The following is a 10,800-nucleotide window of genomic DNA, read 5'->3' on the forward strand; positions in this document are numbered from 1 at the left end:
CGCGCCCGGCAGCAGGTAACCGCCCAGCGCCGGAGTGACGTCGCGCCAGTAGAACTTGTCGAACAGGTTGTCGACGCGGGCGCGCAGCGTCACGCGGGTTGCGCCCAGGTGCATGGCGTAAGCGGCGCCGAGGCCGAACACGTGGTAGTCCGGGACCGTCACGCGGTTCTCGACGTCGAACGCCTTCTTGCCCGAATACTGCCAGTTGGCGTCGACCTTCAGGCCCGGCACCTGCGGCACCGCGTACTCGACCCAGGCGGTCGACTTGAAGTTGGGGACGTCGGTGACGCGCTTGCCGTCGATGGTGGGGTCGCCGGTGCCGTCCTGGCGGGTGTTCAGCGCCATCAGCGACAGTCCCGCCTGCAGGTCCGCGCCCAGCTTGCCGTCGGCCGACAGTTCGAGCCCGCGGTGGGTCTCGCGGCCGCCGCGCACGAAGGGGTGGCGCTGCAGCGTCTCGCCGTCGACGACCACGGCCACCGTGCGGTTCGGGTCGGTGTATTCGAGGCCCTGGCGGATCTGGAACAGCGAGGCCGACAGGTTCAGGCCAGCCAGCCGGCCCTTCGCGCCCACTTCGAACTGCTTCGAGCGGGCCGGTTCCAGCACCTGGTTCTCGTTCGCGGTTTGCATCGGCGCGATGCCGCCGTGCTGCAGGCCGTGGCTCACGGAACCGTAGACGTTCCAGTCGCGGTTGAGGCCATACACCAGGGCTACGCTCGGCAGCAGGAAGGAATCCTTGCTGGCGACGTAACCGGCGGTGTGCAGCACCGGGCGGTCTTCTTCCCAGTCGCTGCGCTTGGCCTGCACGTAGCGCAGGCCGCCGTGCAGGGTGAGCTGCGGGCTCAGGGTCACGATGTCCTGGGCGAACAGCGCGCTTTCCTGGTCGCTGCGGCGTTCGAACACGGGGCCGGTGACGCGGTCGGCGGCGGCGTGCGGCGAGACCAGCGGATGCCACAGGTTGCTGTAGCCGACGTAGTCGTAGACGTAGTCGCCGAAGCTGTCGTGGCGCTCGGAGTAGGAGGCGCCGACCGTCAGCTCGTGGCGCATGGCGCCGGTGGCGAAGCGGCCCTGCAGCATCGCCTGCAGGCCCCATGGGCTCTTGCGCTCGCCCACGCTCTGGTAGTCGTAGACGTCGTAGTCGCCGTTCGAGCAGTAGCCCGGATAGAAGCCCGCGCCCTCGTTGCTGCAGCCGTAGGGGAAGGCGGTGAAGTCGTCGCGCTTGAACCAGTGCTTGTTGGCGGCGACCGTCGCTTTCCACCCGTCCGCCAGCTTGTATTCGAAGCGCAGGCCGAGGTTGGTGTCGCGGGTGTCGACCGGACGGGTCCAGGGCTGGTCGTTCAGCAGCATCCTGGCCGACACGCCGGTCGGCAGGACTTCGTTGCGGATCAGCTGGAAGCCGGGCGCCGTGATCTGCGCCTTGTGCTGGTAGTCGAGGTCGAGCTGCAGCAGCGCGTCCGGGGTGATCTGCCAGTCGAAGGCGCCCGACACGAACTGGCGGTCGCCGTTCGCGCCGCGCACGTAGGAGTGCAGGTCGGCGGCGGCGGCGTTGATGCGGTAGCCGAAGCGGCGGTCGTCGAAGCGTCCGCCCAGGTCGACCGTGCCGTACAGGGTGCCGCGCTCGCTGACTTCGACCGTGGCCGAGCGCAGCGGCGTATTGGTCGGGCGCTTGGTCACGTAGTTGACGATGCCGCCCGGGGTGGCGACGCCGGCGGTGAGGCCGGCCAGGCCCTTCAGCACCTCGATGCGTTCCTTGTTCTCCAGCGGAATCTGGGTATCGCCGGGGATCGCGAAGCCGTCCTTGCGGTAGCTGTAGTTGTTGTCGAGGGCGAAGCCGCGGATCGAGAACTGCTCGGCATAGCCGACCGCGTTGTAGGCGTCGCTGACCGAAGCGTCGTAGCGCATGGCCTCGGTGGTCGAGCGGATCGACAGGTCCTGCATCTGGGTGCGGCCGATCGCGGTGATCGAAGCCGGGGTTTCCCACAGCGGGGCGTCGGAGAAGCCGCCGACGGCGGCGCGCTCCAGGCCGGTACGGGCGCCGGTGACGACCACCTCGGTGATCGGCTGGTCGGCCGTCTGGGTTTGTGCGTGTACGGAAAATGCCTGCAGGATGGCGCAGGCCAGGATCGAATACTTCAGTTCAGGTTTCATCGTTTGCTCGTCTTCGCGCGCCGCTCGGCGTCGCTGCTTTGTCGAAAGCCGGAGCCAACTGGGGAAGGGCAAACAGGAGTGGGCGCCATCTCAGGCACCGCCTTGCGCTTTCCTTCGCTGGCATTATCCAGATCAGGTACGGAGGGTATCTCTCACCCGGCAGCGACAATAGCTGCGAGGACCCCTAGCGAAGGCGCGAGTGTAGCATGGATGCGGGTGGGCGTGGTGCTTCTGCCAACGGCGGTCGAACGCCGTTCAGGCGCGCCGCGTAATGTGGGATTCGCGCAACGGGCGTCCAGCGCCAATGGGATGGGTGGGCTCCGGGAGCCCACCCCACGGAAGTTCGTCGGATTACGCGCAGCGTTCCAGCACCCGGCGGCTGACTTCCGGCGTGACGTCGCCGGTCTCGCCCAGTTTCGTCATGCCGTGGGCCTCCAGCGCATTCACGACGGCCGGCACGACATCCTTGCCGAGGCCGTAGTTGGACAGCCTGGTCGGCACGCCGACCGCGCGGAAGAACTCCTCGGTACGGACAATCGCCGCCTCGATGCGCGCATCCTCGTCTCCCTCGACCAGGTCCCACACGCGCGCCGCGTACTGCAGCAGCTTGGCCCGCTTGGCGTCGCGGCGTTCGCGCAGCATGCCAGGCAGCACGACCGCCAGCGTCTGCGCGTGGACGAGGCCGTACAGCGCGGTCAGCTCGTGGCCGATCATGTGGGTGGCCCAGTCCTGCGGCACGCCGGCGCCGATCAGGCCGTTCAGGGCCAGGGTCGCGGTCCACATCAGGTTGGCGCGGACATCGTAGTTGTCCGGCTCGGCCAGCGCGCGCGGGCCTTCCTCGACCAGGGTCTGCAGCAGGCCCTCGGCGAAGCGGTCCTGCACCTTCGCGTTGCCTGACGCCGTCATGTACTGTTCCATGATGTGCACGAAGGCGTCGACGATGCCGTTGCCGACCTGGCGCGCGGGCAGGGTGTAGGTGCGGGTCGGGTCGAGGATGGCGAATTGCGGGAACACCAGGCGCGACATGAAGGCGTACTTTTCCTGGGTCGCCTTCTTGGTGATCACGCTGCCGGAATTCATCTCGGAGCCGGTGGCCGGCAGGGTCAGCACGGCGCCGAAGGGCAGGGCCGCGCGCACGTTCTTCGCGTGCTGTTCCAGGATGGTCCAGGGATCGTCGTCGAGTTTCGCGCCGGCGGCAACGAACTTGGTGCCGTCGATGACCGAGCCGCCGCCCACGGCGAGCAGGAAGTCGAGGTTCTCGCGCTTGACCAGGGCGATCGCCTCGACCAGGGTCTCGTAGCTGGGGTTCGGCTCGATGCCGCCGAATTCGAACACCGTGTGGCCGTCCAGCGCGGCCATGACCGCGTCGTAGGTGCCGTTGGCGCGGATGCTGCCGCCGCCGTACAGCACCAGCACGCGCGCGCCAGTCGGCACCAGGCGCGCCAGGCGCTCGATCTGGCCTTCGCCGAACAGGATGCGGGTCGGATTGTGGAAGTCGAAATTAAGCAAAATAAATCCCCCTTCGGGTTGCAGAGACGGGGATTATCGCGCATCGGACCGGAACACGTCACAGCGTGCCGGCTGAACGCCTGGTGGAACGCAGCCGCGCCTCGATGAGCTCCAGCATGCCCTGCGCGGCGTTCGACAATGGGCGTTCCTTGTGCTGCACGATCAGGATGGGACGCGCCACGACATCGGTGTCGAGCGGAATCGCCACCAGCTCCATGCTGCGAAACTGGAACAGCGTCAGCTCCGGCACGAGGCTCACCCCCAGGCCATGCCTGATCAGGCCGGCCACCGTCGCCAGATGTTCCACCTCCAGGCCCGCATGCTGCACCGCGATGCCGCGCGTGAGCTGGTCGACATGCTGGCGCACGCTCGACGAAGGCGCCAGGTGGATCAACTCGCAGCCGGCAAGCTCACGCAACTTGATCTTGCGTTTGCGGGCCAGCGGGTGGTCGTGCCGGCACACCAGGTAAAACGGATCGCTGCACAGCGTTCGCGTCGAAAATTCGGCCAGGTTGGCGCCGGGCGTGTGAAAGCCCACTTTGCCGGCATCGTGCATGGCGAGGTGCAGCGCTTCCTCCTGCCTGGACTGGGCGCGATGAACTTCGTCATGCACGGCGCCTTGGGCGGTGGCGTCACGCGCTCGCTGGCCCTCGACGCGCATGGCAAGTCGCTGAGCTCCGCCATCCTCGATATCGAGCTCGGGTGAGGGGTTGCGGACGAGAAAATCAACAAGGCCGCTGAGAGATCAGCGGCCTTGATACGTCGAGCTCGAGATGCGTCGAGCTCGCGATGCGTCGTGGTGGAGATGTGCCGCGGCGGAGAGCGCGCTGCCGGGTTCAGACCTGTGCCGGCTCCAGCACCGGCGCCGGGTGCTCGACGTGGGCGCGTGCATGCAGCAGGTGGCGCTGCAGCGTAGTGCGGGCGGATTCGCCGATCAGGCGCCAGTGCTCGCGGCGCTGGGCGGCGCGCTTGCGGTGCTTGGACGGCATCTCGGACAGCGGCTTGACGTAGAACGGCAGCGGAATCCGGTAGCCCTGCCTGCCGGGCATCTCGACGCCGCCCAGGATCTTCCAGAAGCCGTCGTAGGCGTTGGCGAAGTGCTTTTCCGGATCGGGGTCGTAGGCGATGTGGTCTTCGCTGCGAATGGCGACGACCTGGTCGATGCCGACCGCCTGCGCCACGCCCTGCATCGCGGCGAAGCAGAAGAAGCTCGGGGAGTTGTTCGGGAAGACGCGTTCGAAGGCTTCGAAGGCGGCGCCGGAATCGACCCAGCGGCCCTGGTTGCGGGCGATGAAGGGGACGACCGGCGCATCGGCGCCGACCATGTGGCCTTCCAGCCAGCTGAACGACAGGCGATGCAGGCACTTGCCGTCGGCGACCAGGGCCAGGGTCAAGTCGCCCTCCGCATTGCTGCGCGAGGCCATCTCGAGCTGGATCGTGAAGCGGCTGCCTTCGGCCTCGTACTGCCACAGCGGCAGGCAACGGCTGCCGTAGACGGCCTGCTTGTAGGCGTCGTTGAAGGTGGTTTCCTCGAAGCGGTAGTGGCTCAGGACCGCCTGCACGCGGCGCCGCGCCGACAGGCCCTTGAGCAAGTAGTCGCGGTGGCTGAGGTGGTGGAACAGGTCGTCGTTCGGCGGCAGCGCCACGTGGTGGCGGTAGACGCCGAGCTGGCACAGGGCGCGGTGGTCGCGCCAGTAGGCCAGCACGCGCAGGCTGCGTGCGATGCAGAGGATCCAGGAGGTCAGGCTGTACTGGCGGCGGCGGGCCATCCAGTGTTTGGTGAGGTGAGCGAAAATCATGGTGCGCTCCGGGCATTCATTATCAGGGTGGTTCTATCTTGACTCACCGGCCTTGGCGGCAGGGTGATATTGCTCAATGGAAATAAAATGCTGGGCAGGTCAAGATCGCCACGCTCGATAACGCATCCCTTCGGTCTTTTTATTCGTGATCACGATGTCTCTTGTTGATTTTTTGTCAGGCAAACGTTGCCATTTGCAAGACTAGCACGATTGCCGCGCCGAACATCGAAATCGTAATGAATAATTGAGTCATGCCGAATAAGTTGAGGAGGGTCGCATGGTGTACGAACTTTTTTAGCAGGCTAGAATCATGCACTGACCTGATCGGCTAATTTGTAGCCACAGCGATTGTTAGTCCTCGACTTCAAGCAGCCTGTCCCTGACGCCGTTCACGTCCGACTGTGGCGGGAGTGCGGTTGCCAAGTGCAGGATGCGGCCGCTCATTGTTATAGAAGTGCCGCCATTTCTTAATGATCAGCTTGGCCTCCTGCCGGCTGACAAACCATTCCCGGTTCAGACATTCATCACGCAGCTTGCCGTTGAAGCTCTCGACGAAGCCGTTCTGCCATGGACTGCCTGGCTTGATGTAAGCCGGCCCGATGTTCTGGTCGCGCAGCCATTTCATGACGGCCGTGGCGGTGAATTCGGCACCGTTGTCCGAGCGGATACAAAATAACATGAAGACTAACTATCCGGCTGGCTACAAGATTCCGATCAGGTCAGGCCGTTGATCTATCTCGCCTGAGTCGGTGACGCCTGCCAAGGTCGCACCTGGGCAAACGGGCAAGAATCCCGGTTCCACTGGCAGTGCTGGTGGGTCGTCCAGCTTGGAGGCTACGATGTCAGAATTTTACGATTACTTCAAAGAGAACATGGAATCCCTCGGGCTTACCGCACCACCGGCAAGCCTTTATGGAACGCAGGCACTTGCTATCTCGACAATAAGCGCCATCCTTGCCTATATCGACAAGTTCGGGACAAAAGTCACTGTGAGGGAGTTGGCAGGCGCAGGCACTAAATTGGAGCGACTAACCGTGCTAGGGGCCTTAGGCGCTTCCTATTATGCTGGGGCAGTAATCGGCAGCCTTGCAGTTGCGACAGGCCGAACAATGAGCGGTGGAACTTCGCTAGCCGATGTTTTGCTTGAAGCTTCAAGGCGAGGATGGAACCGGACCTGGCTCACGTCGCTTTTCCACCGACGACCGGGCCTTTACAACTCAAGCGTATCAGGTCGAAAATACATTAAGCACTACGAGAACTTCAAATGAAGGACTCGCTATTGTTGCTCGCCACAGGTGCTGGAGTGTCCTTGATCGCCTGGGCATTCTGGCACTACCTTGGAAGCGATGCGCTTAGTACGCTAACTACTCTCGTCCTTGTTGGCGTAGTGGCGGATAACTTCCGACTTCGCCGTCAATTGCGCGCGAAACAAGGCCCGTAATCGTGTTAATGCGTTGACAAAAATAGCGAATGCTGCCGGACTGCCATCTATCAGTGACAGCCCGGGAGCATGAAGCGTCAAGGAAAGCCGCGAGGGGGAGCTAAACGCGGCTGCCTGCCATCGGTAACGCCGCAGGCTTTCGCCCCTGCATCGCTTGAGAACAGTGCAGCGGTCAAGGTTGCAGAAATCTTATCTACATCGCCTTCCTCAACCCTGCCCCTCAGTTCCTTCTGCACTGCCAAGAATTGCGAAACAATGCGCTCAGCGTTCAACGCTTGCACTTCTTTTAAGTCAGCCATGATGAGCTCCAGATGTTGGAAGAGCGTTCATTCTACGGCCGAGTCTGCCAAGAAAAAGAACAAAAATTCTTTTAAATCATATAGTTAACTTGCTCAAATTTGATTGCTCGACCCGTGATACGTGTCGTGCTTCTCAAGATGGCTGCACGGTCTACCATGACCATCCGACCATACATGAACAAAATTTATCATGGTGCAACCCTACGAACTATTTTATTGGCCGACGATCCAGGGTCGCGGTGAATTCGTCCGGCTGGCGCTGGAGGAGGCCGGGGTGGAGTACGTCGACGTCGCCCGCGAGCCGGGCGGCATGGCGCGCATGATGGCGGCGATGGACGGCCCCGACCACCCCTCGTTCGCGCCGCCCTTCCTGAAGGCGGGCGAGCTGACGATCGGCCAGACCGCGAACATCCTGCTGTACCTGGGGCAGCGGCATGGCCTGGCGCCCGGCGACGATGCCGGCCGGCTGTGGGTGAACCAGCTGCAGCTGACGATCGCCGACCTGGTCGCGGAAACCCACGACACCCACCACCCGATCGCGACCTCGCTGTACTACGAGGACCAGCGCCCGGAAGCCAAGCGCCGCGCCGCGGATTTTATCGAGACGCGGATCCCGAAGTTCTTCGACTGGTTCGAGGGCATCCTCGGCCGGCCCGAGCCGAAGGACTACCTCACCGGCGCCACGCTCACCTATGCCGACCTGTCGCTGTTCCAACTGATCGAAGGCTTGCGCTACGCCTTCCCGGCGACGATGGGGCGGATCGACGCCGGCTATCCGCTGATGGCCGCGCTGCGCGACCGGGTAGCGAAGCGCCCGCGCATCGCCGCCTACCTGAAGTCGAAGCGGCGCGTGCCGTTCAACGAGGAGGGGATTTTCCGGCATTATCCGGAGCTGGAAGAATAACGCGGTAGCCGAGGCGGGGGAAGGCGCGGGTCATGGCTTGTACTCCTGGATGCTTCAATGCGTGAGGCCGACGGGTTCGGCCGCAGCGGGCGCCGCGATGCCGCGCGCCGCGTCGCGCCGGTCGAGGCGGCCGGCCAGGGTAGTGAGGGCCAGCGCGCCGAGCACCACCAGGGCGCCGATCCAGGGCGTGGCCATCAGGCCGATGCGATCGACGATCAGGCCGCCACCCCAGGCGCCGAGCGCGATGCCGACGTTGAAGGCGGCGATGTTCAGGCCGGAGGCCACGTCCACCGCCTGCGGCGCATCGCGGCCGGCGCGCTGCACCACATATACCTGCAGGCCGGGCACGTTGCCGAAGGCGACCGCGCCCCAGGCCAGCACGGTGACCAGCACGGCGACCTTGTTCGCGGCCGTGAACTGCAGCACCAGCAGCACGGCGGCCAGCAACGTGAACACGATCTGCAGCGCGCGCACCGGTCCCCTGCGGTCGGCCAGCTTGCCGCCCCAGATGTTCCCGAAGGCGACCGAGACGCCGTACACCAGCATCACCAGGCCCACCGCGCCGGCCGAGAAACCGGCCACCTGCTGCAGGATCGGCGCCAGGTAAGTAAAGGCGACGAAAGTGCCGCCGTAGCCGAGGGTGGTCATGGCATACACCAGCAGCAGGCGCGGCTTCTTCAGCACCGAAAGCTGGGTTAGCAGGCTGGAAGGCTTGCTGCCCGCAATCGTGCGGGGCACCAGCAGCGCGATACCGGCGAAGGCGACCACGCCCAGCATGGCGACCGCCAGGAAAGTCATCTGCCAGCCGAAGTGCTGGCCGATGAAGGTCCCGAGCGGCACGCCGGTCACCAGGGCGACCGTCAGGCCGCTGAACATCAGCGCGATCGCGCTGGCCGCTTTCTCTTTCGGCACCAGGCTGGTGGCGATGGTCGAGCCGATCGAGAAGAACACGCCGTGCGCGAGGCCGGTCAGCACGCGCGCGGCCATCAGCGCTGCGTAGCCGGGCGCCATCCAGGCGAGCAGGTTCCCGGCCGTGAACAGCAGCATCAGGCCGAGCAGCAGGAGTTTACGCGGCATGCGGCCGGTGAGGGCGGTCAGCACCGGGGCGCCGATGGCCACGCCGAGGGCATACAGGCTGACCAGCAGGCCGCTTGAGGGCACCGACACCTGCAGGCTGGCGGCGATGGTGGGGATCAGGCCGACGATCACGAATTCGGTCGTTCCGATGGCGAAGGCGCTGAGTGTCAGCGCCCAGAGTGCGAGTGGCATGGTGTGTTCTCCTGTTTCCGTTTTGCCTTGATCGAAGCCAGCATTCTGACGATCGCGGCGTGCAAGAAAAACATGCTGCCGTACAATAGACTTTTGACTCGGAGTCACAAATGCTGGACATCGGCGCCCTGATTGCCTTCGTCACCGTCACGGAAACGGGATCGTTTTCGACTGCCGCCCAGCAGCTCGGGCAGACGCCGTCGGGCGTGTCGCGCACCGTGTCGCGGCTTGAGAAAGCGCTGGGGATGACCCTGATGCACCGGACCACGCGGCGCCTCGACCTGACCGCGGAGGGCGCCTGGCTGCTGGAGCGGGCGCGCCGGGTGCTGGCCGAAATGGCCGATACCGAAGCCCAGGCGGCGGCGCGGCGCGGCCATCCGGCCGGCCTGGTGCGGGTGAATGCCGCCACCCCGGCGCTCGACCACCTGGTGGCGCCGCTGGTGGCCGACTTCCTCGACGCGTATCCGCAGGTGTCGCTGGAGCTGACCAGCGGCGAGACCGTCGTCGACCTGATCGAGGAAAAGGTCGACGTCGCGATCCGCATCGGCATCCTGCCCGACTCCAGCCTGAACGCGCGCCTGCTGGGGCGCAGCCGGGTCCGCGTGCTGGCCGCGCCGGCTTACCTGGAGCGCCACGGCCGGCCCGCCACGCCCGCCGACCTCGCGCGTCACCGCCTGCTGGGCTTCACGGCGCCGGCCTCGCTGAACACCTGGCCGCTGCGCGACGGCAGCCAGGAGGGCGTGCTCGCCAGGCCGCAGGTGACGGCCTCCAGCGGCGAGACCCTGCGCCACCTGGCCCTCTGTGGCGCCGGCATCGTCAGCCTGTCGGACTTCCTGACCGGCGCCGACGTCGCTAGCGGCCGCCTGGTGCCGCTGCTGGAAGAGGCCGCGCTGCCCTGGACCCAGCCCGTCTGGGCGGTGTTCTACAAGCAGGGTGCGCTGGCGCCGCGGGTGGCGGCCCTGGTCGAATTTTTGGCGCGCAGGCTGGCCGGCGTGCTCGAAACATGATGCTTTTTGTTAATATTGAAAACAGCCCATGTCAAACAGCTTCAACCAGCAGAGGACCCATGAAACAACGCCGCCAGTTCCTGATCAATGCGCCGCTCGGCCTGCTCGCCGTTGCCGGCGTCGCCCGTGGTGAACCCCTCCCGCAAGCCACCGACACGCCTGGCGTGGCGACGCCCGGCGCTCCCCCGACCTTCGGCGCCACCCCGGCGGTCGGCCCGGAGGTCACGCCCGCCACCTTCGCCGAAGCCGAAAAGCTGATGCAGGTGCGATTGAGCCCGGCCGAGCGCCAGATGGCGGCAGGCAGCTGGCGCGTGTCGCTGGCCTCGACGATGGAGCGGCGCACCGGCCCGCGCAAGCTGGCGATCGAGGACAGCATCGCGCCGGCCACGGTCTGGCATCCCGCTGCGGCGGTGGGCGCGCCCACCGG

The 10,800-nt window shown here is 65.4% G+C and carries 11 protein-coding genes, 1 pseudogene and 1 riboswitch; of the genes and pseudogenes, 5 read left to right on the top strand and 7 right to left on the bottom strand.

What is annotated here, in order from left to right; all coding sequences use genetic code 11:
- From ACI48D_RS02505 to ACI48D_RS02515, 3 genes are all read right to left on the bottom strand, one after another.
- On the bottom strand, positions 1-2,145 hold a 2,145-nt coding region (locus ACI48D_RS02505), incomplete at its 3' end, for a TonB-dependent siderophore receptor (RefSeq protein WP_435569632.1).
- Positions 2,146-2,237: 92 nt separating this feature from the next.
- A riboswitch (TPP riboswitch) is annotated at positions 2,238-2,341 on the bottom strand.
- Positions 2,342-2,496: 155 nt separating this feature from the next.
- Positions 2,497-3,654: an iron-containing alcohol dehydrogenase gene (locus ACI48D_RS02510; RefSeq protein WP_435569633.1), complete on the bottom strand. Its 1,158-nt coding sequence runs from the start codon at positions 3,652-3,654 to the stop codon at positions 2,497-2,499.
- 58 nt (positions 3,655-3,712) lie between these two features.
- Positions 3,713-4,192 (bottom strand): LysR substrate-binding domain-containing protein, encoded by a 480-nt coding sequence (locus tag ACI48D_RS02515; protein WP_435569634.1) that lies wholly within the window; start codon positions 4,190-4,192, stop codon positions 3,713-3,715.
- Between ACI48D_RS02515 and ACI48D_RS02520 the strand changes: the two genes are divergently transcribed.
- Positions 4,106-4,360: an AtuA-related protein gene (locus tag ACI48D_RS02520; RefSeq protein WP_435569635.1), complete on the top strand. Its 255-nt coding sequence runs from the start codon at positions 4,106-4,108 to the stop codon at positions 4,358-4,360. The genes ACI48D_RS02515 and ACI48D_RS02520 overlap by 87 nt on opposite strands.
- Positions 4,361-4,490: 130 nt before the next feature.
- Here the strand turns inward: ACI48D_RS02520 and ACI48D_RS02525 are convergent, their stop codons facing one another.
- Positions 4,491-5,453, bottom strand: a complete 963-nt coding sequence (locus ACI48D_RS02525; RefSeq protein WP_435569636.1) for a DUF535 family protein — start codon at positions 5,451-5,453, stop codon at positions 4,491-4,493.
- 364 nt (positions 5,454-5,817) lie between these two features.
- Positions 5,818-6,120 (bottom strand): annotated as a pseudogene (locus ACI48D_RS02530) (integrase core domain-containing protein); the annotation flags it as partial.
- Between the two features lie 172 nt (positions 6,121-6,292).
- On the opposite strand from ACI48D_RS02530, the gene ACI48D_RS02535 reads away from it, so the two are divergent.
- Positions 6,293-6,721 carry a hypothetical protein gene (locus ACI48D_RS02535; protein ID WP_435569637.1) on the top strand — a complete coding sequence of 143 codons (429 nt, stop codon included), beginning with the start codon at positions 6,293-6,295 and terminating at the stop codon, positions 6,719-6,721.
- A gap of 250 nt (positions 6,722-6,971) precedes the next feature.
- On the opposite strand, the gene ACI48D_RS02540 is transcribed toward ACI48D_RS02535, so the two are convergent.
- Positions 6,972-7,193: a hypothetical protein gene (locus ACI48D_RS02540; protein ID WP_435569638.1), complete on the bottom strand. Its 222-nt coding sequence runs from the start codon at positions 7,191-7,193 to the stop codon at positions 6,972-6,974.
- 190 nt (positions 7,194-7,383) lie between these two features.
- Here ACI48D_RS02540 and ACI48D_RS02545 point away from each other — a divergent pair, with 190 nt between their 5' ends.
- The gene (locus tag ACI48D_RS02545) at positions 7,384-8,097 is read left to right on the top strand and encodes a glutathione S-transferase (RefSeq protein ID WP_435569639.1); all 714 of its coding nucleotides are present in this window, start codon (positions 7,384-7,386) and stop codon (positions 8,095-8,097) included.
- 54 nt (positions 8,098-8,151) lie between these two features.
- On the opposite strand, the gene ACI48D_RS02550 is transcribed toward ACI48D_RS02545, so the two are convergent.
- Positions 8,152-9,366, bottom strand: coding sequence for an MFS transporter (locus ACI48D_RS02550; RefSeq protein ID WP_435569640.1), 1,215 nt, complete (start codon positions 9,364-9,366; stop codon positions 8,152-8,154).
- 110 nt (positions 9,367-9,476) lie between these two features.
- Between ACI48D_RS02550 and ACI48D_RS02555 the strand changes: the two genes are divergently transcribed.
- Together ACI48D_RS02555 and ACI48D_RS02560 are read left to right on the top strand one after the other, a co-directional pair.
- Positions 9,477-10,373 carry a LysR substrate-binding domain-containing protein gene (locus ACI48D_RS02555; RefSeq protein WP_435569641.1) on the top strand — a complete coding sequence of 299 codons (897 nt, stop codon included), beginning with the start codon at positions 9,477-9,479 and terminating at the stop codon, positions 10,371-10,373.
- Between the two features lie 59 nt (positions 10,374-10,432).
- Positions 10,433-10,800: hypothetical protein (locus ACI48D_RS02560; RefSeq protein WP_435569642.1), on the top strand; the 368-nt coding region annotated here is incomplete at its 3' end.

It is taken from the genome of Massilia sp. LXY-6 (genome assembly GCF_051233485.1).
Taxonomy (GTDB): Bacteria; Pseudomonadota; Gammaproteobacteria; order Burkholderiales; family Burkholderiaceae_D; genus Telluria.

Bases quoted from the DNA above. Each gene is read 5' to 3' on its own strand.
- ACI48D_RS02525 (WP_435569636.1), bottom strand. From the start codon at position 5,453: ATGATTTTCGCTCACCTCACCAAACACTGGATGGCCCGCCGCCGCCAG.
- ACI48D_RS02535 (WP_435569637.1), top strand. From the start codon at position 6,293: ATGTCAGAATTTTACGATTACTTCAAAGAGAACATGGAATCCCTCGGG.
- ACI48D_RS02540 (WP_435569638.1), bottom strand. From the start codon at position 7,193: ATGGCTGACTTAAAAGAAGTGCAAGCGTTGAACGCTGAGCGCATTGTT.
- ACI48D_RS02545 (WP_435569639.1), top strand. From the start codon at position 7,384: ATGGTGCAACCCTACGAACTATTTTATTGGCCGACGATCCAGGGTCGC.
- ACI48D_RS02550 (WP_435569640.1), bottom strand. From the start codon at position 9,366: ATGCCACTCGCACTCTGGGCGCTGACACTCAGCGCCTTCGCCATCGGA.
- ACI48D_RS02555 (WP_435569641.1), top strand. From the start codon at position 9,477: ATGCTGGACATCGGCGCCCTGATTGCCTTCGTCACCGTCACGGAAACG.